Origin of the sequence: Antarcticimicrobium sediminis (assembly GCF_004348975.1) — a bacterium.
Lineage (GTDB): Bacteria > Pseudomonadota > Alphaproteobacteria > Rhodobacterales > Rhodobacteraceae > Antarcticimicrobium > Antarcticimicrobium sediminis.
This window is the reverse complement of record NZ_SMFP01000021.1, coordinates 1-22,339: the sequence shown is the minus strand read 5'-3', so window position 1 is coordinate 22,339 and position 22,339 is coordinate 1. Positions and strand designations below refer to the sequence as shown.

19 protein-coding genes are annotated in these 22,339 nt (G+C 64.9%); 14 read left to right on the top strand and 5 right to left on the bottom strand.

What is annotated here, in order from left to right:
- Positions 1-65 precede the first annotated feature (65 nt).
- Positions 66-1,067 (top strand): NAD-dependent epimerase/dehydratase family protein, encoded by a 1,002-nt coding sequence (locus E1B25_RS20090; protein ID WP_132831374.1) that lies wholly within the window; start codon positions 66-68, stop codon positions 1,065-1,067.
- Between the two features lie 203 nt (positions 1,068-1,270).
- Here E1B25_RS20090 and E1B25_RS20085 read toward each other — a convergent pair whose 3' ends face one another.
- Together E1B25_RS20085 and E1B25_RS20080 are read right to left on the bottom strand one after the other, a co-directional pair.
- Positions 1,271-2,455, bottom strand: a complete 1,185-nt coding sequence (locus E1B25_RS20085; protein WP_132831373.1) for a ParB/RepB/Spo0J family partition protein — start codon at positions 2,453-2,455, stop codon at positions 1,271-1,273.
- 40 nt (positions 2,456-2,495) lie between these two features.
- Positions 2,496-3,956, bottom strand: a complete 1,461-nt coding sequence (locus E1B25_RS20080) for an AAA family ATPase (RefSeq protein WP_245510794.1) — start codon at positions 3,954-3,956, stop codon at positions 2,496-2,498.
- A 382-nt stretch (positions 3,957-4,338) separates the two neighbouring features.
- On the opposite strand from E1B25_RS20080, the gene E1B25_RS20075 reads away from it, so the two are divergent.
- The 5 genes from E1B25_RS20075 to rfbA all read left to right on the top strand — a co-directional run bounded on the left by E1B25_RS20075 (position 4,339) and on the right by rfbA (position 8,857).
- Complete coding sequence (locus E1B25_RS20075; protein ID WP_132831372.1) at positions 4,339-5,376, top strand: replication initiator protein A; 1,038 nt, start codon at positions 4,339-4,341, stop codon at positions 5,374-5,376.
- 139 nt (positions 5,377-5,515) lie between these two features.
- Positions 5,516-6,076: a dTDP-4-dehydrorhamnose 3,5-epimerase gene (gene rfbC / locus E1B25_RS20070; RefSeq protein WP_132831371.1), complete on the top strand. Its 561-nt coding sequence runs from the start codon at positions 5,516-5,518 to the stop codon at positions 6,074-6,076.
- A gap of 6 nt (positions 6,077-6,082) precedes the next feature.
- Complete coding sequence (rfbB, locus tag E1B25_RS20065; protein ID WP_132831370.1) at positions 6,083-7,132, top strand: dTDP-glucose 4,6-dehydratase; 1,050 nt, start codon at positions 6,083-6,085, stop codon at positions 7,130-7,132.
- Complete coding sequence (rfbD, locus tag E1B25_RS20060; RefSeq protein WP_245510793.1) at positions 7,129-7,983, top strand: dTDP-4-dehydrorhamnose reductase; 855 nt, start codon at positions 7,129-7,131, stop codon at positions 7,981-7,983. Before rfbB ends, rfbD begins: the two co-directional genes overlap by 4 nt.
- Before the next feature lies 1 nt (position 7,984).
- Positions 7,985-8,857, top strand: coding sequence for a glucose-1-phosphate thymidylyltransferase RfbA (gene rfbA, locus E1B25_RS20055; RefSeq protein ID WP_132831368.1), 873 nt, complete (start codon positions 7,985-7,987; stop codon positions 8,855-8,857).
- Between the two features lie 116 nt (positions 8,858-8,973).
- Here rfbA and E1B25_RS20050 read toward each other — a convergent pair whose 3' ends face one another.
- Entirely contained in the window at positions 8,974-10,098 is a 1,125-nt protein-coding gene (locus E1B25_RS20050) for a polysaccharide biosynthesis/export family protein (RefSeq protein WP_132831367.1), read from the bottom strand.
- A gap of 122 nt (positions 10,099-10,220) precedes the next feature.
- Between E1B25_RS20050 and E1B25_RS20045 the strand changes: the two genes are divergently transcribed.
- From E1B25_RS20045 to E1B25_RS20015, 7 genes are all read left to right on the top strand, one after another.
- Positions 10,221-11,099 (top strand): NAD-dependent epimerase/dehydratase family protein, encoded by an 879-nt coding sequence (locus E1B25_RS20045; protein ID WP_245510792.1) that lies wholly within the window; start codon positions 10,221-10,223, stop codon positions 11,097-11,099.
- A 22-nt stretch (positions 11,100-11,121) separates the two neighbouring features.
- Positions 11,122-11,736, top strand: coding sequence for a sugar transferase (locus E1B25_RS20040; protein ID WP_132831365.1), 615 nt, complete (start codon positions 11,122-11,124; stop codon positions 11,734-11,736).
- Between the two features lie 228 nt (positions 11,737-11,964).
- Positions 11,965-12,858, top strand: coding sequence for a UTP--glucose-1-phosphate uridylyltransferase GalU (galU, locus tag E1B25_RS20035; protein ID WP_132831364.1), 894 nt, complete (start codon positions 11,965-11,967; stop codon positions 12,856-12,858).
- A 258-nt stretch (positions 12,859-13,116) separates the two neighbouring features.
- Entirely contained in the window at positions 13,117-14,991 is a 1,875-nt protein-coding gene (locus tag E1B25_RS20030) for a polysaccharide biosynthesis protein (protein ID WP_132831363.1), read from the top strand.
- Positions 14,992-15,185: 194 nt separating this feature from the next.
- Entirely contained in the window at positions 15,186-17,426 is a 2,241-nt protein-coding gene (locus E1B25_RS20025; RefSeq protein WP_132831362.1) for a YjbH domain-containing protein, read from the top strand.
- The gene (locus E1B25_RS20020; protein ID WP_132831361.1) at positions 17,423-18,136 is read left to right on the top strand and encodes a YjbF family lipoprotein; all 714 of its coding nucleotides are present in this window, start codon (positions 17,423-17,425) and stop codon (positions 18,134-18,136) included. The genes E1B25_RS20025 and E1B25_RS20020 overlap by 4 nt, the downstream gene beginning before the upstream one ends.
- A gap of 123 nt (positions 18,137-18,259) precedes the next feature.
- Positions 18,260-18,493, top strand: a complete 234-nt coding sequence (locus E1B25_RS20015; protein WP_132831360.1) for a hypothetical protein — start codon at positions 18,260-18,262, stop codon at positions 18,491-18,493.
- Between the two features lie 149 nt (positions 18,494-18,642).
- On the opposite strand, the gene galE is transcribed toward E1B25_RS20015, so the two are convergent.
- Entirely contained in the window at positions 18,643-19,656 is a 1,014-nt protein-coding gene (gene galE / locus E1B25_RS20010) for a UDP-glucose 4-epimerase GalE (protein WP_132831359.1), read from the bottom strand.
- 110 nt (positions 19,657-19,766) lie between these two features.
- On the opposite strand from galE, the gene glmM reads away from it, so the two are divergent.
- Positions 19,767-21,107 (top strand): phosphoglucosamine mutase, encoded by a 1,341-nt coding sequence (gene glmM / locus E1B25_RS20005; RefSeq protein WP_132831358.1) that lies wholly within the window; start codon positions 19,767-19,769, stop codon positions 21,105-21,107.
- A gap of 45 nt (positions 21,108-21,152) precedes the next feature.
- On the opposite strand, the gene E1B25_RS20000 is transcribed toward glmM, so the two are convergent.
- Positions 21,153-22,145 (bottom strand): IS30 family transposase, encoded by a 993-nt coding sequence (locus E1B25_RS20000; RefSeq protein WP_132831357.1) that lies wholly within the window; start codon positions 22,143-22,145, stop codon positions 21,153-21,155.
- Between the last annotated feature and the right edge of the window lie 194 nt (positions 22,146-22,339).

Here is a 22,339-nt window from a genome sequence, read left to right as displayed (position 1 = left end):
CGCGCACCCTCCGCAGGCCTCCGAACCGATTTGACAGCCGCGCCGCGCTGCGCCACCAAGGCGCCATGCGCAGCGCCCTCATCACCGGCTCGGCCGGCTTCATCGGCTATCATCTTTGCGCCCGGCTGCTCTCTCAGGGCTGGCGGGTCACGGGGCTGGATTGCCTGTCGGATTATTACGACGTCGAGTTGAAACGACGCCGTCACGCCCTTCTGGAGGAGAATCCGAATTTCACCCCGGTGATCGGCAAGCTCGAGGATCCCGGGCGGTTGAAGACCCTGCTGCGGGACGACTCACCCGAATTGGTCATCCATCTCGCCGCGCAGGCCGGCGTGCGCCATTCGATCGAAGCGCCGCGCGATTATCTTGAGGCCAATCTGATCGGCACCTACGAGCTTTTGGAAGCCGCCCGCGCCCATCCGCCGGCGCATCTGTTGCTGGCCTCGACCAGCTCGGTTTATGGCGCCAATACGGATATGCCTTACGCCGAGACGGACAAGGCGGATACGCAGATGTCCTTTTACGCCGCCACCAAGAAGGCAACCGAGGCGATGGCGCATTCCTATGCCCATCTCTATCACCTGCCCACCACCATGTTCCGCTTCTTTACCGTCTACGGGCCTTGGGGCCGGCCGGACATGGCGCATTTCAAATTCACCCGCGCGATTCTGCGCGGCGAGCCGATCGACGTCTACAACCACGGCAAGATGCAGCGCGATTTCACCTATATCGACGATCTGGTGGATGGCATCCTGGGGCTGGCCGAGGCGGTGCCGGGCAATACACCCGTGTCCGAACACGACAGCCTGAGCCCGGTCGCCCCGTTCCGCGTGGTCAATATCGGCGGCAGTACCCCCACCGCGCTGATGGAGTTCATCGCCGCGATCGAATCCGCCTGCGGGCGCGAGGCCGAAAAGGTGATGCACCCGATGCAGCCGGGCGATGTGCCCGCCACCTGGGCCGATACGCGGCTGTTGAGCGAACTGACCGGCTTTGCCCCCAAGGTCGGGGTGGAGGAGGGGCTGCGCCGCTTCGTCGCCTGGTATCGGGACTATTACCAAGTCTGACCGGGGTCTGACCGGGGTCGGGGGCAAAACCCGGCATGTTTCGCACGCGAAACAATAGGGAATAGGTACTGACCTATTTTTCGCGCCGTTTTCTCGGCAAACCGGGGCAGGGGGGCCCGGCCCCCCCGTCCTCAAGATCCTTCCAAGAGAGTCTGGTGAGAGATGTTTCGCCCGCGAAACAAAGGGACAGAGAGTCTGACCTATCAGCTGTCGCGCTGTGCCAGCCAGATCTGCAACGCCTCGAACAGAGTCTGATCCACGGCTTCACCACTCAGATCGATCCGGCCGTGCGACCGATCAAATATCATCTGCACCCCCGGCGCCGCCACGACCGAGCGCGGCGCGCTCGGAATCGGCCCGGCATAGGTCTCGCGGGGCCCGGCGCGCTCCACAGCGCCCCGAAGGGCTGGCGTATCAGAGTCTGATATGGGGCTGCGGGCGTTTTCCGCTGCCGTGGGTTTGATGGCGTCCGGGGCCGAAACCGGGGCAGGGGCAAGCGAGATCTCAGGCGCCGAGGTGGGCGCAGGCGCGGTGGGCTCTGCCGCCTCCGCCAGGATCCGCAGTTCTTTCTCCGCGCTGACCGCGGGGCTTTCGCTCAATTGCGCGGTCAGCCGGGAAGCCAGATCAGGATCCTCGGCCAGCGCGCGGGCCAGCGCCAGACCGGCTTTCTCGGGGATCGCAGTCGGAAACTTCAACACCGGATCCAGCGCCTCGACCAGCGTCATGAAGCTGCCGATCTTGGAGCGTTTGGCGCGGGGTGCCGCACTATAGAGACTGAGCAGGGCGGCGCGACGGCTGTCATAGACGCCTTCCTCTACCGCGCGCAGGGCGATGCGGGCGCGCTCGTAATGGCTGAGGTTGACCCGGATCTCGTTCTCTTCGACCATCGCCACATAGGCGGATTGGGCACTGTCCGGGGCCACGACCACGGCGCGCACCGCAGCAAAGCGCGGATCCTTGCCACTGTCATAAAGTCTGCTCAGCGCGGTCAACCGCCGCCAGCCCGAGATCAACCCGTGGGTTTTGCCGCCCTGCGGCGCGGGCAGGCGGACCACCTCGATCGGCGTCTGTTGCCCGCGCGCCTGCAGACTTGCCATCAGGGCCGCCATCTCGTCCTCGTCCTGCACTAGGCGGTCGCGCACCAGATGCCCGACGTCGATGCTTGAGAGCGGCAAAAGCTCCAGCATCAGACCCTGTGCGCGGGCGGTTTCCATCTCGGCGGCAAGATCGGCCAGCGCCGCACGGGCCGAGGCATCGCCGGAAACCTGCGCAATCGGGGCCGGGGCCATCGGCGCGGCCCCCGCCGCAAGACCGGGCCCGGTGAGGCGCGCCGGGGCAGAACCAAGATAATCGGCCTGGGCCGGGGTCAGTCGTTTGCGTTTGGCCATCTTGCCTCTCCTTGCTGGCGCTGGCTGTCTCAGCTTTCGGTTAAGCCGGGCTCAACGGGGCGCGCGCAGAGTCCGATTTTGTCGCCCCCGGTTTTGCCCCCGGTTTTTGCGCCGGTGTCTCTTCCGCCCGCGCCGCCAGTTCTTCACGGCGCCAGACGCCGATCAGCAGGCGCTTGAAGGCGGCATAGGTCTCGTCAAAGGTTTCGCGACCACGGGCATAGGTCTCGCGGTTGAAATCGCGGTAATCCGCCTCGTAGATGCCGGCGACCTGCTCGCCCGCCTGTCCAATCAGCGCGGTGAAATCCTGCCGGTGCGGCGACAGGGTGCGCCCCAGATAGGCCTGGATCAGCGCCGACAATTCACCCTGCTGGGCGCCGTCATAGCGGGTGACCACCGCCCGCACCGCATCCCATTCAAAAGCCAGACCGGGACGCCCCAAGGCACGGGCGGCGATATTCTCGCCCTCCTCGATCGAGGCAAAGGTGGAATGCAGCATGTCAAAGAATCGACCGGTGGAATCAAATTCAAGGAAGGAGGCCCCGAACGGCACCAGCAAGATATCGGCGGCGGCCAGCCCGTTGATGGTGAGATAGCCAAGCGCCGGCGGCGTGTCGATGAAGACCAGATCATACTGATCCAGCACCCCGTCGGCCTCCAGCCGGTCGGTCAGCGCATCCCACAGCTTCCAGCCGCGCGCCTGCATCCGCCAGACCGGGATCTGGAACTCGGCCCAGTACAGGTTCAGCTGCGCCCCGATCAGGTCGATATTGGGCCAGTGGGTGGATTGGATCACATCCTGCGCCGTCATCTCCATCGCCGCGCTCAAGGTGTCGTCCAGCGGCAGCGGCGCCTCGCCCCGGTCCAGCCGGCGCTGGTTGTCGGCGCGCAGATGGGTGCCATAGTGGCGCGCCAGCAGCGGAAACGCGGTTTGCCATTCATCCTCGACAATACCGCCAAAGATCGAGGTCATGGAGCCCTGGCTGTCGAGGTCGATCACGAGCACCTTGTAGCCGTCCAGCGCCGCCGACATCGCCAGATGCGCCGCCGTGCTGGTCTTGCCGACGCCGCCCTTGAAATTGGCCACCGCCACCAGCTTCGCCGGCAGCCCCTCGGGGCGATAGGGGAGATAGTTCTTGGCCTTGGAACCTTGGGCTGCGAAGAAGGCGCGCAGGCGCAGCACCTCGTCAAGCGCGAACCATTTGGCGCCGCCCTCGGTCTCGGACCGGCCCTGCGGCAGATCCGGGTTCTGCTTCAACACGCGGCGGAAATGGGCGCTGGCCACCGGGATCAGATAGCGGGTGATTTCCCAGGTCGAAAACAGCCGCAGATGCTTGCGCCCGGTCTCGTCCATGCCACGGCTGGCCAGATCGGCGCGCCCGCGTGCACAGGCCTCGGCTATGGCGGCGAATCCGGCGGTATCGGTGGGGCTGTCGAGCTCTTCCAACGCGGCGTCAGGGTCGATGTTGAAATAGGGCGGGAGCGCTGCGCTGTCTTTTGCCATGAGAAGACCGTCCGATGTGCTGTGTTTTTACCACTGTAGCACAAAAAGCATCACATGGAAGCAAAAGGCGCACAAGCTTGGTTTTTCTAAGCAAATTCAGGGGGGATAGGCTGGGTGCCTGCAGGGGTTTTAGGGCGTCCAGAATTTTTTAGTAAGTTATTTTTGTGTTATCTATTAGTTACCCGACACCAGCCTGACAGATAAGCTGCTGTTGGCAAAGGGGTTTTGGGATTTTACGAGCGATCAAGTGAATCTGAACCCCCGATAGGATGACTCTGAACCCCCGAAGCTGCGATTCCGAACCCCCGTTGCGAGGGGCTGTGGATAACCTTAGGCTGAGTGTCATTGAAACCACGATAAAACAGCGAGTCGGAAACCGACCATGAGCAGGGCGATCAGCAGGGGGGCAGGGGGGCTGTTGCCCGACCGTCACCGGCAGGGGGATTTCTTTCTCTGCGACGTTTTCGATGCCATCCCGAAGGATGATCTGGCGAGCATGGAACACCCGTTGTTCTCGCTTGCCACGCGGCCGGATCGGCGGATCCTGACCTATGCCCATAATGGGGTGGAGATCACCGTGACCCCGAGCGTGAAGGGGCTGGCGACGATTCACGACAAGGACATCCTGATCTTTTGCATCAGCCAGCTGATGGCGGCGATCAATGCCGGACGACAGGTCAGCCGGACGCTGTATCTCAAGGCGCATGATCTGCTGATCGCCACCAACCGGGAAACCTCGGGCGATGCCTATCGGCGGCTGCGCGAGGCGTTCGAGCGGCTGGCGGGCACCCGCATCACCACCAATATCGTGACCGGCACGCAGGAGACGACGACCGGGTTTGGCTTGATCGAAAGCTGGGAGATCGTGCGCAACACCCCCAAGAACGCCAAGGGGGGCGGGCGCATGGTGTCGGTCTCGGTGACGCTGAGCGATTGGCTGTATCGCGCGGTGCTGTCGAAATCGGTGCTGACGCTCAGCCGCGATTACTTCCGGCTGAGGAAACCGCTGGAGCGGCGCATCTACGAGCTGACGCGTAAGCACTGTGGTCGACAAGAGGGTTGGACCGTGTCGGTCGAGACGTTGCTGAAGAAATCCGGCTCGGCCAGCCCGCGCCGGGTGTTCCGCCGCATGCTGCGCGACATGATCGAGGCCGATCACCTGCCCGATTACAGGATGGAAGAGCAGCCCGGCGATCTGATCCGGTTCACCCCGAGGGCGCAGATGATCGAGGCGCCGGCGATCCCGCCACGGCTGAGCACGGAGGCGCTGGAGGCCGCCCGCGCCCTGATGCCGGGGCGCGACGTCTATGCGTTGGAGGCCGACTGGCGCGCGGTCTGGGCCCGCAGCGGCGCGCCGCGCCTGCGCAGCCCCGACGGTGCCTTTCTGGGCTGGGTCAAGAAACGAGCGGGCGGGGCATAGCGGACCCGATGCGCGCTGCCGCACAGGCCCGGTGCTGCGCACCACGGCGGTGTCGAGGGCGGTGTCGAGGTTTTTCCATATTCTGGTCGTGTTCGGCCTGTAGTGCTGCCAGCCGTGCAGCAGGGAACAAGGGATAGCCATGCAGATTGAAAAGACACCGTTGCCGGGGCTGCTGATCCTGACGCCGCAGCGGTTTGGCGATGCGCGCGGTTTTTTCTGCGAAAGCTGGAACCGCAAACGGATGCAAGAGGCCGGGCTCGACCTGGATTTCGTGCAGGACAATCATTCGCTGTCGATGCAGCCGGGCACCGTGCGGGGGTTGCATTTCCAGGCGCCGCCCCATGCCCAGGACAAGCTGGTGCGTTGCGGGCGCGGGGCGCTTTATGATGTGGCAGTGGATGCGCGCAAAGGCAGTCCGACCTATGGCCATTGGGTCGGGGTTGAGCTCTCGGCGCAGAACGGCAAGCAATTGCTGGTGCCGGCGGGCTTTCTGCATGGCTTTGCCACCCGCGAACCGGCAACCGAGATCTGTTACAAATGCACCGATTACTATGCGCCCGATTGCGACGGGGCGGTGCGGTTTGATGATCCCGATATCGGCATCGATTGGGGGCTGGGTGGTGCCCCGGTGCTGAGCGACAAGGACGCCGCCGCGCAAAGCTTTGCCGCGTTCGACAGCCCGTTTGTTTATGAAGGGTAAGACATCATGAAAATTCTGGTGACGGGGGGCGCGGGCTTCATCGGCTCGGCGTTGGTGCGCCATGCGATTGCAGCGGGTCATGGGGTGGTCAATCTTGACGCGCTGACCTATGCCGCCTGTCTCGACAATGTGGCCAGCGTCGCGGGCAGCCCGCTGTACGCCTTTGTGCAGGCCGATATCCGCGACCGCGCCGCGCTTGATGCCGCCTTTGCCGCGCATCAGCCGGATGCGGTGATGCATCTGGCGGCGGAGAGCCATGTCGATCGCTCGATCGACGGGCCAGGGGATTTCATCGAGACCAATATCACCGGCACCTACAACATGCTGGAGGCGGCCCGCGCCTATTGGATCGGGCAGGGCAAGCCGCAGGGGTTTCGGTTTCACCATATCTCGACTGACGAGGTCTATGGTTCGCTGCCCGCCGACCCGTCGGTGAAATTCACCGAGGACACCCCCTATGATCCGCGCAGCCCCTATTCGGCCTCCAAGGCGAGCTCGGATCACCTGGTGCGGGCCTGGCACGAGACCTACGGTCTGCCGGTGGTTCTGAGCAATTGCTCGAACAATTACGGGCCCTATCATTTCCCCGAAAAGCTGATCCCGGTGATCATCCTCAATGCGCTGGCGGGCAAGGCGTTGCCGATCTACGGCGATGGCTCCAACGTGCGCGACTGGCTTTATGTGGAGGATCACGCCGAGGCGCTGCTCACCGTGCTGCAAAAGGGGCGGCTGGGCCGATCCTATAATATCGGTGGCGAGAACGAGCGCAGCAATCTGGAATTGGTGCAAACGCTGTGCGGTATTCTTGATGCGTTGCGGCCGAAACCGGCGGGAAGCTACACCGATCAGATCACCTTCGTCACCGATCGCCCCGGCCATGATGCGCGCTATGCGATCGACCCCAGCCGCATCCGGCAGGAGCTGGGCTGGCGCCCTTCCGTGACGGTCGAGGAGGGGCTGACGCGCACCGTGCAATGGTATCTCGACAACGAGGCTTGGTGGCGCCCATTGCAGGCGCGCGCCGGTGTTGGCGAGCGGTTGGGGGTCAAGGCGTGACCGGGTTGCTGGTGTTCGGAAAAACCGGTCAGGTGGCGCGCGAGCTGCAGCGGCTGGACCCCGGCGCGCGGTTTCTGTCCCGCGCCGAGGCCGATTTGTTCGATCCTGCCGCCTGCGCCGAAGCGATCCGCGCCCACGCCCCGCGCGCGGTGATCAACGCCGCCGCCTATACGGCGGTGGACCGCGCCGAGGGTGAGGAGGCGCTGGCCACCACGATCAACGGTGCTGCCCCGGCGGCCATGGCGGCGGCCTGTGCCGGGTTGGGCGTGCCCTTTGTGCAGATCTCGACGGATTACGTGTTTGACGGCTCTGGCGAGACGCCCTGGCACGTGGGCGATCCGGTGGCGCCGCTCAACGCCTATGGCCGTTCCAAGCTGGTGGGCGAGGCGGGGGTGCGCGCGGCAGGTGGCGCATATGCAGTGCTGCGCACCTCCTGGGTGGTGTCGGCGCATGGCAGTAATTTCATCAAGACCATGTTGCGGTTGGGGAAAGAACGCGAGACGCTCACTATCGTGGCCGATCAGATCGGCGGGCCGACCCCGGCGGCGGATATCGCGGCGGCCTGTGTGCATATGACCGAAACCCTCGGATCAGAGCCTGAAAAACGCGGGACCTATCATTTTTCCGGCGCCCCGGATGTCAGCTGGGCCGGCTTCGCGCGCGAGATCTTCGCGCAGGCCGGCATCAATTGCGCAGTGCGCGATATTCCCACATCCGCCTATCCCACCCCGGCGGCGCGCCCGCTCAATTCCCGGCTTGATTGCGCCACGTTAGAGACTGTTTTCGGCCTTTCCCGCCCGGACTGGCGGCGCGGGCTCACGGATATTTTGAAAGATCTTGGAGAGACATGACATGCGCAAGCGCAAGGGCATCATTCTGGCCGGCGGCTCTGGTACCCGGCTGTACCCGATCACCATGGGGCTGAGCAAACAGCTGCTGCCGGTCTATGACAAGCCGATGATCTATTACCCGCTGAGCGCGTTGATGCTGGCCGGGATCCGCGAGATCTGCATGATCACCACGCCGCAGGACCGGGCGCAATTTGAACGCACGTTGGGCGATGGCAGCCAGTGGGGGGTGTCACTGAGCTATGTGGAGCAACCCAGCCCCGACGGGCTGGCGCAGGCCTATATCCTGGCCGAAGAGTTTCTGCAGGGCGCCCCCAGCGCGATGGTGCTGGGCGACAATATCTTTTTCGGCCACGGCTTGCCGGAGCTGATGGCGCGGGCCGATGCGCAAGAGACCGGCGGCACCGTCTTTGGCTATCACGTGGCCGATCCCGAACGCTATGGCGTGGTGGGCTTTGACAAGACCGGCGCCGTGCGCGAGATCATCGAGAAACCAGAGGTTCCGCCCTCGAACTATGCGGTCACCGGGCTTTATTTCCTTGACGAAACCGCATCCGAGCGCGCCCGCGCGGTGGCACCCTCGCCGCGCGGCGAGTTGGAGATCACCTCGCTTCTGGGGATGTATCTCGCGGAGGGGCTGCTTCGGGTCGAGACCATGGGGCGCGGCTATGCCTGGCTTGATACCGGGACCCATGCCAGCCTGCTGGACGCGGGCAATTTCGTGCGCACATTGGAGGAACGCCAAGGGCTGCAGGTCGGCTGCCCGGACGAGATCGCCTATACCCAGGGTTGGATCAGCGCCGAGGATCTGGCGGCGCGGGCCGCGATGTTCGCCAAGAACAGCTATGGCACCTATCTGGCGAGCCTGCTGGACTGAGCGGGCAGAGCTTCGATTTGACAGTGCTTTGATCTGGGCTTTGATCTGGTCGCGGCAAAAAGGCCCGGGCGAAGGGAGCGCCCGGGCCTTTTGTCATGCGGCGGCTGTCACGCCAGTCAGATCACCCCGGCGCGGCTGAACACCCCGAAGAAGTTGCCGAAGATGTTGGAGATGGTGAGGGCGTCGTTGATCGGAGATTCGGTGGCCACCACCAGATCGCCGGGTTGAATCGGGAAGTTGCGCGCCGAGAACAGCCCGTCGGCGCTGGTCAGATCGACGGTGAAGACCACCCGGGTCTGGCGCGGGCCACGGTTGCCGGGGCGGGTGGCCGAGCCGGGATATTCGCGCAGGATCAGCAACCCCTGCGGATCGGCCTTGCCGTCATTCACCCCGCCCATGATCGAGACCGCGTCCATCGCCGAGACCTTGTCCTTGGTGAACGGGTGCATCGCCTCGGTTCCGGCGGCGCCGAAGGAAAGGAAATAGCGGGTATCGGCCTCGACAAAGACCCGGTCGCCTCCGCGCAGGCGGGTGTCGAGCCGGGGATTGTTCAGCAGTGTCTCGACCGAGGTGCCGTAGATCCCGCTGCCCCGCATCAGCCGGATTTGCGGGTTTGTCAGGTTGCCCTGGACCCCACCGCCGGCGGCCAGCAGGCTGAGCACGGTATAATTGCGGTCGGGCATCGGATAGCTGCCGGGGGTGTCCACCCCGCCGACCAGATCGACCGAATTGGCCCGCCCCTCGGCCATGTTGAGCTGCACCTGGGCCGAGGGCACGATCGACTCCAGCGCGCTTTGCAACTCGGCCCGGGCCAGATCCGGGGTCAGCCCGCTGACGGTGATGTCGCCGACATAGGGCATGAAGATGGTGCCATTGGCGGCGACCTTGAGCGCATCCATCCGGGCGTCTTTCTGCTCGGGCGCGGTCAGCAGGGAATCATCGCTGCTGTCCCAGATGCGGATATTGAGCAGATCGCCGGGCTGGATGATCTGGGTGCCGGGGCCGCGGCTGGTGCTGATCCAGCCCAGCCGTTCCTGCGGCCCGGTTTCCGGCCATTGCACGACGGTGGGCAGAAAGGCGCGGGTGACCTCGTAGACGGCGAAATCAGGGGTTTCATTGGCGGATTTGCGCAGCACCTCTTCGCGCACCGGCGCGCCGCCGGGCAGCCGACCGCGGGCGGTGCAGGCGGCGGTGAGGGCCACCAGCCCCAGGGTCACGAGAATGTTGAGAGCTGTGCGCATCTACTTGGGGCCTGCCTGTTTCGGGAAATTCATATCTGGGAAAACCGTTGTAATTTCCCATTTGCAAGATACTGCCCCCCTGTGGGGGGTCAACCGTTACGGTGATGAGAAGGGGCGCGAAGATGAATTTTCCACGGATTCTGGGGCCGATTCTGGTCCTGGGGGCCACCGGGCGGATCGGGGTGATGCTGCGCCGGGTCTGGCCTGCGGGGCAGGGGCTGTGGCAGGCCCGGTCCTCGGTGGCGCCGGCGCCGCAGGCGGGCTGGGTGCAGTTCGATCCGCGGAGCGACCCGGCGGCGTTGGCGGCGGCGGCGGCGCGGGCAGAGGCGATTTTATGTCTGGCCGGAGTCACCCCGGCAGCGGCGGCGCGGGGGGCGGATATGGCCGACAATATAGCCCTGGCGCTGGCGGCAGTGCGCGCCGGGGCCGCTGCGACGCGTCCGGTGCTGCTGGCCTCCTCGGCGGCGGTTTACGGTGCCCAGGGCGGGCTGTTGTCTGAAGCCGCCCCGCTGGCACCGATCAATGATTATGGCCGCGCCAAAGCCGAGATGGAACGCCGCGCCACCGATCTGGGGGCACGGCTGGGTGTTCCTGTCACCGCGCTGCGGATCGGCAATGTGGCCGGGGCGGATGCGATCCTGGGCGGCTGGCGTCCGGGATTCACGCTGGATCGTTTCGCCGACGGGCGCACCCCGCGGCGCAGCTATATCGGCCCGGTGACGCTGGCGCATGTGCTGGCGGATCTCGCCACCCGCGCGGCGGGCGCGGGTGATCTGCCGGGGACGCTCAACATTGCGGCGCCGGGCGTGGTGGAGATGGGCGCGCTGCTGGATGCGGCGGGTCTGGCCTGGGTGCCGCGCCCGGCGCCAGTGGCGGCGATCCCGGAGGTGGCGCTTGATGTCACGGCGCTGGCCCGGCTGGTGCCGCTCGACCCCGCTGCCGGGCGGGCGCAGAACATGGTTGCCGAAGGGCGCAACTTGGCGCAAAACCCCAAGCCATGAAACGCCCTTTGGCCGCGCATCCATGACCTGGCGCAAACGCATCTTCGATCTGTTCTTTGCCTCGCTGCTGGTGGTGCTTCTGGGGCCCGTCCTGCTGGCGCTGCTGGCATGGCTGTTGTGGAAGGAGGGGCGGCCGCTGTTCTATGTCGCCGAGCGGATGAAAGGGGTGGATACGCCCTTCATGCTGCTGAAGCTGCGGACCATGCGGGAGGTGGAGGCCGATACCGGGGTTTCGGGCGGCGACAAGACCGCGCGCATCACTGCCACGGGGGCCTGGCTGCGATCAAAGCGGCTGGATGAGCTGCCGCAACTGTGGAACATCCTCAAAGGCGATCTGAGCTTTGTCGGGCCGCGCCCGCCGCTGCGCCAATATGTCGAGCGTCATCCGGCGCTTTATGCCGAGGTGCTGAAATCGCGCCCGGGGGTCACCGGGCTGGCCTCGATCACCTATCACCGGCACGAGGCGGCGCTGTTGCAGCGCTGCGCCACCCCGGAGGACACCGACGCGGTCTATTCCCGGATCTGCGTGCCGGCCAAGGCACGGCTCGATCTGGTCTATCAGCGCCATCAGAGTATCTGTTATGACTTTGATCTGGTATTCCAGACCATCGGCAACCTGTTCCGCCGCGGCCGGTGACGGCGCGGGTGGCAGGTTGCAGGGGAGACTGGACGGCAAAACGGGATGAAGGATGAGGCACACGCCGGGCGAGAATGAGCCGAACCGGCGGTTGTCCATGTCAGGTGATTGCCTCACCCCGGACGGGAGGGTACACATCGAGAGCCTGCTCAGGGGGGCCAGGTGGGATGGATGTGACCCGAAGTGGGAAAAGTTTTTGAACCGAGAGCCTTTTGAATTGAGGGATTCATGCGTAAAAAAGTAACGAAGGCGATCTTTCCGGTCGCGGGTCTGGGAACGCGGTTTCTGCCGGCAACGAAATCGGTGCCCAAGGAAATCATGACGCTGGTGGACCGCCCGCTGGTGCAATACGCGATCGACGAGGCGCGCGAGGCGGGGATCAAGGAATTCATCTTCGTGACCTCGCGCGGGAAAACGGCGCTGGAGGATTATTTCGACCACGCGCCGATGCTGGAACAGCAGCTGAAGAAGCAGGGCAAGGAAGCGCTGCTGGCAGAGCTGAAGGCGAGCAACATGGACTCGGGCGAGATCGCCTATGTGCGCCAGCACAAGGCGCTGGGTCTGGGTCATGCGGTCTGGTGCGCCCGGCGGTTGATCGCCAACGAGCCCTTCGCGGTGATCCTGCCCGACGATGTGATCGCGGCGGAAACCCCCTGTCTGGGCCAGATGATCGAAGCCTATGAGGAAACCGGCGGCAACATGGTGGCCGCGATGGAGGTGCCGCCCGAAAAGGCCAGTTCCTATGGCGTGCTCGACGTGGCCGAGGACATGGGCAGCGTGGTGCGCGCCCGCGGCATGGTGGAAAAACCGGAATTGGGCACGGCCCCGTCGAACCTGGCGGTGATCGGGCGTTACATTCTGGCGCCTTCGGTGCTGCGCAACCTCAACCGGATGCGCAGTGGGGCCGGGGGCGAGATCCAGCTGACCGACGCGATCGCCGAGGATATCGCGAACGACGTGCCGGTCTATGGCTATCGCTTCCGCGGCCAGCGGTTCGATTGCGGCTCCAAGGCGGGGTTCCTGCAGGCAACGGTGGCCTTCGCGCTGGCCCGTGACGACCTGCGCGAAGAGCTGGCAAGTTATCTCGCCGAGGTGGTCCAACTCGGCAAGGCCGCCCAATAGGCGAAGCGGCGGGCTGGTTGGCCGTCTTGGTCGCCTATCTGGGCCAGTACTGGGTCAGGGGGGGCCTGCTGTGCCACCGGTCTCTTCGGGACCGGTGGTGTCTGGGGGACCGGTGGTGTTTTGCTTGGCGGATTTTGACATTCCCGTAAAAGGGTTGATACTCGGGGTCATTATGACCCGTGAAGACGGGCGGCCCCGCCATTTGGACTATAACCAGATTTCGATCATGAAGATGCGGTGTCCGGGGAGTGGCAATACATGCTGAAACTGCTCAGCGCCTTGTCGCGCAGCCAGCGGGCTTATGTGTTTCTGGGCATCGACCTGGCGCTGATCCCGGCTGCGCTGATTTTGACCTATGGGGTGCAGGTGCTGCCCACCTCGGCGCTGGAGACGCTGCGGGTCAGCCTGCCGATCCTGCCCTATCTGCTGTTGATCGCGGCGGCGCTGTCGAAATCGCTGGGCCTGCCCAATATCCAGCTGAAAGCCTATGAGCGATTCGGCATCGGCCTGACCGCACTTTATGCGCTGGGGCTCTCGGTCGCACTGGCGGGGCTGTCGTGGATCGCCGGGCTGAAGCTGCCGATCGGCACCCATGTGATCTTTGGGCTGTGCTATTTCATCTTCGTGGTGGCGGTGCGGATCGTGCTGCTGCAGGTGGTAACTGCGATGTATCGCCGGGCAGAGCCGCGCAGCCGGGTGCTGATCTATGGGGCCGGCACCACCGGCACCCAGCTGGCGCAGGCGTTGAGCGCCCATGACAGCATCGATCCGGTCGCCTTTGTCGATGACAACACCTCGCTGCAGGGCATGCTGCTGGCCGGGTTGCCGGTACATCCGCCGGCGCGCATCACCCAGTTGGTGCGGGATCGTCGGATCAGCCGGGTGGTGTTGGCGATGCCCTCGCTGTCGCCCCCGAAACAGGCACAGATTGCCCGGCGGCTGCAAAAGATGGGGCTGGAGGTGCAGGTGCTGCCCTCGTTCGCGCAGCTGATCGGTGAAGAGGCGCTGATCGACAAGCTGACCCCGGTGGCGCCGCAGAACTTTCTGGGCCGCAAATCCGCCGATGGCGGGCTGGAGAAAGCCTGCCAAAGCTATGTCGGGCGCAGCGTGCTGGTCTCTGGCGCCGGCGGCTCGATTGGTTCGGAACTGTGTCGCCAGATTATGAACTGCCGGCCGACGCGGCTGGTGCTTTATGAACTGTCGGAACTGGCGCTCTATACCGTGCATCAGGAGCTGACCCACCTCACCGAGGGGATGGGGGTCGAGATCGTGCCGGTGCTGGGATCGGTCACCGATGCCCGTCAGGTGCGCAAGGTGCTGGCGGACCATCACGTGCAGGTGGTGCTGCATGCGGCGGCCTATAAGCATGTGCCGCTGGTCGAGGCCAACCCGCTGCCCGGTCTGGCCAACAATGTCCTTGGCACCCGGACGCTGGCGCGCGAAGCGTCGGCGGCAGGGGTGGAGCGTTTCATCCTGATCTCGTCGGACAAGGCGGTGCGGCCGGCCAATGTGATGGGGGCCAGCAAGCGGATGGCCGAGCTGGTGGTGCAGGACCTGGCCACCCGGCATGCTGAGACGGTGTTCACCATGGTGCGGTTCGGCAATGTGCTGGGCTCGTCTGGCTCGGTGGTGCCGCTGTTTCAGGACCAGGTCAGCCGTGGCGGCCCGGTGACGGTGACCGACGTGCGCGTCAAACGCTTCTTCATGACCATCCGCGAGGCGGTGCAGCTGGTGCTCAAGGCCGGGGCGGTGGCGCAGGGCGGCGAGGTTTTTGTGCTTGATATGGGTAAGCCGGTGCCGATCCTGCAGCTGGCGCGTCAGGTGATCGAAAGCGCCGGCTATAGCGTGCGCGACGAGGTCAATCCCGATGGCGATATCGAGATCGAGATCATCGGGCTGCGCCCCGGCGAAAAGCTGGAGGAGGAGCTGACGCTGAACGGCGATCTGATCGGCACCCGCTATCAGAAAATCTTCTGCACGCATGAAAAGCACCTGTCCGAAATCGAGGTGGCGAGCCTGTTGCGCGGGCTGCGCCAGGCGCTGGCCAGCGGCGACGAGGGCGCGGCCCGCGCCCTGATCGCCCGCTGGGTCGAGGGCTATGGCGAAAACGGGGCCGGGCGCAAACGCCTGTGAGGCGCCCCATCGCCTGTTCTCCCACCTGTTCTGCTGTCGTTTCCCGGTCTTGCCCCGCTTGTGTCGCCCTCAGGCGACCTGTCACCGCAAAGCCGCGCCCGGTCCGGCCTGCGCCGTCGCGGGGGCGGTTGGCGTTGATCCGCTTTGCGGCTTTATGGTCTAACCCGTCAGAACCGTTGCAACAGGTCAAACCCATGTCCCAGCCGATTCTCCGCTGCCGCCGATCCGGAGCCGCCCTGTTGCGGGCGGCGGCGGCGGCCGTGGTGCTGGCGGGAGCCGTTGCGACACAGGGTATCAGCCAAAATCTGGCCGAGGACGGCGCCCTGCCGCCCGATATCGGCTCGGAGGAGCCCAGCTTTACCCCGCTGCCCGCCACCAGCCTGAACTTTTACGGCTCGCCCGGTGGCATCGACATGCCCTCGGCCGAGATGTTGCCAGACGGCACCTTTGCCACCACCCTGTCCGGGTTCGGCGGCCAGAACCGGATCACCCTGACCTTTCAGGCCACGCCCTGGATGTCGGGGAGCTTTCGCTATCACCAGATGCGGAACCTGAACCTGTTCGGGTTCAAGACCTATTACGACCGCAGTTTCGATGTCCGCTTCCGGCTTTGGCGCGAGGGGCGCTATCGGCCACAGGTTGCTTTGGGGTTGCAGGATTTCAGCGGCACCGGCCTGTTCGGGGCGGAATATATCGTTGCCAGCAAAAGCTTTCGCACCCCGGCTTGGGGTGGGTTGGCGCGCGACGGCGGGCGGTTGATGCTCACCGGCGGTGTCGGCTGGGGGCGGTTGGGCTCTTATAACAGCATCGGCTCTCTGGGCCGCCGCCCAACCTATTCCGGCGCCACCAGCCGCGGCGGTGAGCCCTCCTATGACCAGTGGTTTCGCGGACCCTATGCGCTGTTCGGCGGCCTCGAGTGGCGCCCCAACGACAAGCTGGGGCTGAAGCTGGAATATTCCTCGGATACTTACGTCACCGAGACGCAGACGACTTCGTCGTTCACCCGGCGCTCGCCATTCAATTTCGGGGTCGAATACCAGTGGAAGCCCGCGACCCGGCTGGGGGCCTATTACCTGTATGGGTCCGAGATCGGGCTGTCGGCGCAGATCCAGCTCAACCCGCGCCACCCGGTCACCCGGCTGGCGGTGCCCGCGCCCTATCCGGTGCAGCCGCGTGAGCAGTGGGCCGGCCCGCCTGAAAGCTGGGACACCGCCTGGGTGGACAGCGGCGAGACCTTGCAGGGCCTGCGCGCGCGGCTGGCCGAGACTCTCAAACGCGACGGGCTGGTGCTTGAATCGCTGGAGGTGGGCGCCGAGACGGCCGAACTGCGCTATCGCAACCCACGCTATACCGCGCAGGCGGCGGCCGTGGGCCGCGCCGCGCGGGCGCTGGCGGCAACCATGCCGGCCTCGGTCGAGACCTTCCGGCTGGTGCCGGTCTCGGACGGTATGGCGCTTTCGGCGGTGATTCTGCGGCGCTCGGATCTGGAGGCGCTGGAATTCGATCCCCGCAGCAGCGCCGCGCTGCTGGCGGTGGCCGGCTTTGCCGACGCCGCGGGCAAGCCGGGCCCGACGGCGATGGCCGGCCCCGGGCTGTATCCTGATTTCAGCTGGTCTGTGGTGCAATACGCCTCGCCGTCCTATTTCGACCCCTCGCTGCCGTTCCGGCTGGATCTGGGGGTCGACCTGCGCGCCACCTACCGCCCGGCGCCGGGCTGGCGGATTTCGGGCAAGCTGCGCCAGCGGGTCTGGGGCAATATCAAGGACGGGCGGTTGTCGAATTCGGTGCTGGCGCATGTGCGCACCGACGCCACGCTGTACGCGCAGGAGGCCACCACGCTGGAAAACCTGTATGTGGCACGGCAATGGCGGCCGGGTCGCAACCTTTATGCGCGGCTGAGCCTGGGCTATTTCGAAGCGATGTATGGCGGGCTCTCGGGGGAAATCCTGTGGAAACCGGTGGGCAGCCGTCTGGGACTGGGGCTGGAGGGTAATTACGTGATCCAGCGTGATTACGACCAGCGCTTTGGCTTCCAGGATTACGACGTGTTCACCGGCCATGCCTCGGCCTATCTGGATCTGGGCAAGGGCTATGCGGCGCAGGTCGATGTCGGGCGCTATCTGGCCGGGGATGTCGGGGCCACCTTCTCGATCGACCGGACCTTTGCCAATGGCTGGAGCTTTGGCGGCTTCTTCAGCCAGACCAATGTCTCGGCGGCGGATTTCGGGGAAGGCTCGTTCGACAAGGGTCTGCGGTTCCGCATCCCGTTGAGTTCGCTGCTGGGCAAGCCCAGCCGCGCCGGGCTGGGGCTGGTGATTCGACCGGTGCAGCGCGACGGTGGCCAGCGGGTGCATGTGCCGGGCCGACTGTATGATCAGGTACGTGAGGCGCATCGCAGCGGGCTGGAGGCGGAATGGGCGAGGGTCTGGGAATGAGCCGCAATCGTCTGCTGCGGCGTCTCGCCGGGCTGGGGGCCGCGGCGCTGCTGGCGCTGGCGGGCTGTAGTCGCGGCACCGACGCGCCACCGACGCAATTGCAACTGCTGAACGCGGCGCGCGGTTCGGTCGGGCAGATCGCGCGCAAGGCCCGCGGTACCGCCGCGCCAACGCGCCCGCCGCTCACCCGCGCGGCGCTGGACACGGTCACAGTGCCGGTGCTGGAGGTGACGGTAGAACGACGCGATGACTGGGCGTTTCTGTTCCGCACGCTGGAGCGTAGCGACAGCAGCCCCGGCCGGATCGAGCAATGGAACACCGAGGACAGCAACGTGACCCTCAGCCTGCGCAACGGCGTGCTGATCGCCACACGGGGGCTGGGCGGGGATCTGCTCTCCAGCGCGGTGCAGGTGGTGGACGGGCAGCCCGGCCCGGCCAGCGGCGGCGAACACCTGCAGATGATTCGCAACCTCGACTATCGCGAAACCGCCCTGACGTTGAGCTGCGAGCTGGTCGATCTGGGCCCCGAAACCATCGAGATCGTCGAGAGGCGCCACGCCACCCACCATCTGCAGCAGCGCTGCGAAGGCGGCGGCGGTCGGGTGGTGAATGACTACTGGACCGATCCGCGCGCCGGCATCATCTGGAAATCACGCCAATGGGCCGGTCCGCATCTGGGGTATCTCAGCCTGCGCCGGCTGGTAAAATAGGCACAAGAGCCGCCCGCCGGGAAGAAAAGCGCCTGTGTGGGGGACGGGAATGATGCTGCGCGTTGATATGGTGTCAAAACTGCGCTACAAATTAAGCTAAATCAGCCAATGAGGTTTTGTATTATGAACAAGATGATTGCCGCACTGGTCGCCGCCACCTTCGGCCTGTCGACCGCCGCCATTGCCCAGACCACGCCGCCGGCGCCGCCGGCAGCCGGGGGCAACGTTGTCGTGGTCGGGGGCACCACGCTGACCACCACCACGCTGGCCGCAATCGGCTTGGGCGTGCTCGGTATGGGCCTGATCGTTTCCAATGACGACGAAAGCGGCACCACGACCACCACCACCACCAACTGATTCGGTGCGACCCCCTCGGGGGCTGGTGTGATGAAATCAAGGCAGGCCAATGCGGCCTGCCTTTTTTCGTGTCCTGATCGCGTTTGCGGCAGCTTGGTTTACAAAGCCCCGTTTATGAAGCCCAGTTTACGTAGATAGCCGCCGACAGCTCAGGCGCCATAGCCCTGCGGATTGCCTGACTGCCAGGCCCAGGTGCTGGCGCACATCTCATCCAGCCCATGCGCGGCGCGCCAGTTGAGCAGCCGATTGGCCCGGGCCGGATCGGCCAGCGAAGTGGCGATGTCGCCGGGGCGGCGATCCGCGATCTCATGCGGGATCTCGCGGCCCGAGGCGCGGGCAAAGGCGGCGATCATCTCCAGCACGGAATAGCCCTGACCGGTGCCGACATTGAAGATCTCGGTGCCGGGCTCACGGGCGGCATACTCCAGCGCGGCGCTATGGGCGCGGGCCAGATCTGTCACATGGATATAGTCACGCACCCCGGTGCCGTCGGGGGTGTCGTAATCATCGCCAAAGACCGACAACCTGTCGCGCCGACCGATCGCCACCTGCGCCACGAAGGGCATCAGGTTGTTGGGAATATCGCTGGGATCCTCGCCGATCCGCCCCGAGACATGGGCCCCGACCGGGTTGAAATAGCGCAGCAGCACCGCCGCAGACCCCGGGGTGGCGCGCTGCCAGTCGGTGATGATCTGTTCGGCCATGTATTTGGTCTGGCCATAGACATTGTTGGGGGCACAGGGGTGCGCCTCGTCGAATGGCAGGTATTGCGGCACGCCATAGACCGTGGCGGAGGAGGAGAACACGATGCGGCGACACTCGGCACGCCGCATGCTTTGCAACAGGCTCACCGTGCCGGCGATGTTGACGTCGTAATACAGCAGCGGTTTTTGCTCGGATTCGCCCACCGCCTTGAGCCCGGCGAAATGGACCACCGCCTCGGGGCGCTCGCGCTCCATCAGCGCGCCCAGGGCGTCGGTGTCGCGGATATCCATCTCGGCATAGGGGATGTCCTGCTGCACCAGTTCTCCGACCCGAACCAGCGCCTCGGGCGAGGAATTGTCGAAGTTGTCGACGACAAAGACCTCATGGCCCTGCGCCCGCAGTTCGATCAGCGTGTGAGAGCCGATATAGCCCGCTCCTCCGGTGACAAGTACCTTCATGAGTGTTCCCTCGCGCATCGTTTCCCGCAACTTGGCGTTCCGGCGCAATACGTATAGACGGGGGGCCGTAGAGACAATGGCCGGCGCGGTGCGGCAAGGGGATGTGAGCGATGGCAGAGCGACTTTTCGGCACCGACGGCGTGCGCGGGCTGGCGAATTCCTGGCCGATGACGGCGGATGCGGCGCTACGGCTGGCGGCGGCGGCGGGGCGGTATTTCCGCGCCGACAAGCAGGAGCACCGGGTGGTGATCGGCAAGGACACGCGGCTGTCGGGCTATATGCTGGAAACCGCGCTGACCGCGGGCTTCACCTCGACCGGGATGAATGTCTTTCTGCTGGGGCCGGTGCCGACCCCGGCGGTGGGCTATCTGACCCATTCGCTGCGCGCCGACGTGGGGGTGATGATTTCGGCCAGCCACAACCCGGCGCATGACAACGGGATCAAGTTCTTTGGCCCCGACGGGTTCAAGCTGTCGGATGCCGCCGAGGCCGAGATCACCCGCCTGTTCAATGCCGGTGTCGCACCGGCCCGGCCCGATTCGATCGGACGGGCCAAGCGGTTCGAGGACGCGCGCGGGCGCTATATCGAATATGCCAAGACGACCTTTCCCGCCGGGCGGCGGCTCGACGGGCTGCGCATCGTGGTCGATTGCGCCAATGGCGCGGCCTATCGCACAGCACCCGCCGTCTTATGGGAGCTGGGCGCCGAGGTGATCCCGATGGGGGTGGAGCCCGATGGCTTCAACATCAACGCCGAATGCGGCTCGACCCACCCGGAGGCGGCAGCGCGCCGGGTGCGCGAGACCCGCGCCGATGTGGGCATCTGCCTTGATGGCGATGCCGACCGGGTGATCGTGCTGGACGAGGCCGGGCAGGTGGCCGACGGCGACCAGATCATGGCGCTGATCGCCTCTCGCTGGGCCGAGGCCGGGCGGCTGCGGGGCGGGGCGCTGGTGGCGACGGTGATGTCCAATCTCGGGCTGGAACGGTTTCTGGCCACGCGCGGCATCGGGCTGGAACGCACCGACGTCGGGGATCGCCATGTGGTCGAGCGCATGCGCGCGGGCGATTTCAATCTGGGCGGCGAACAGTCGGGCCATCTGGTGCTGAGCGATTACGCCACCACCGGCGACGGGCTGATCGGCGGGCTGCAATTCCTTGCCGCGATGGTCGAGACCGGCAAGACGGCCAGCAAACTGGCCCGCGTGTTCGAACCGGTGCCGCAAAAGCTGGTCAATGTGCGGTTTGCACCGGGCAGCGCACCGCTGGAGACCGAGGCCGTGCAAGAGGCGATCGCGGCAGGCGAAACCGCCCTGGGCACGGCAGGCCGGCTGCTGATCCGCAAATCCGGCACCGAGCCGGTGATCCGCGTGATGGGCGAGGCCGAAGACATGGTCCTGCTCGACAAGGTGCTCGACAGCATTGTTCAAAGCGTGCGCAGCGCCGCCTGAGACCGGGCGCGCGTGAAGGCTCAAGGGTCGTTGCGACGGTTTCCACTATCTCAGTTTCATGAGCTCTTCTCTGAAGGCTTCGGTCGGGGTTCTCCAACCCAAGCACTTTCTGGGGGTGCCGTTCAGGCGGTCGCAAATCGCCTTCATATAGCGATTTGAGAGCGCCGCCACTTGCGTGTCCCGAGGCAGGTACCGACGCGCGCGTTTGTTCAGGTTTTCAACCGAACCCTTCTGCCAAGGGGCTTGGGGATCGCAGAACCAGGCATCCGTCCCGATACCTGGCCTGAGCCTGCGCCACTCGCGGAACTCGAAGCCACGGTCGAAGGTGATTGAGCGGCGTGCCGGCTGGGGCAGGGGCTCCATCACATCCATCAACTTCCGCATGACGTGGGTCGAGCTGCGGTCGTTGTTGCGGAACAACACGGCATACCGGGTCTTGCGCTCGACCAGAGACGCGACGTTCATCTTGCCCTGAGCGCGCTCGAAGATCATCAGATCACCCTCCCAGTCCCCGAATGTTTCTCGCGATTTCACGTAGTCAGGACGCTGATGAATGGACCGTTCTGGCGGAAAGACCTGACCGCGGGACCTGCGAGCGTAGCGCGGTTTGCGTTTCTTGCGGCGGCTTGGGAGATAGCGCGCCAATTCTTCGGATTGTCCGTTCGGGCCATAGATATAGGCATAGATCGTTTCATGGCTTACGCGCACAGGGCGGTTTTCGAAGCCAAGACGCCCGGCGATCTGTTCCGGCGACCAGCCTTCCTTCAACTGCGCAATTACCGCGTCGCGGAGGTCTGCCAAGCGAACCAGCTTGCGTCGACGTGCGCGCCTGGCCGCTGCTGTTTTTTGCGCATTCACCCCGTAATAGCCATTCAGATACGACAATTCATCGTCCGTGAAGGCGTTGCGCTTGATTTCGCGATAGACCGTCGAGCGGTGTCTGCCAATTTCGGACGCGATCTTGCTCACCGGCATCTTCGCGTTCAACATGTCCTCAATCGTGCGTCTTTCAAGCAAATCCAGTTCTGTGTGAGCCATTGTCCGTTCTCCTTGCTTTCCAGCAAGATAGGGGATTTGTCGCAACCCAGTTTAGAATCTGCCGCGCCGCACAGATGTTGCAACCATCCAGAAATGTCACCCACTGCGCAAAGCAGGAATGTCACCAAGAGCGCCGGCGGCAGCAAGGCTTAGCAACCCGGAGACCTCAAATATCGCAGGGATGATAAGCCTTG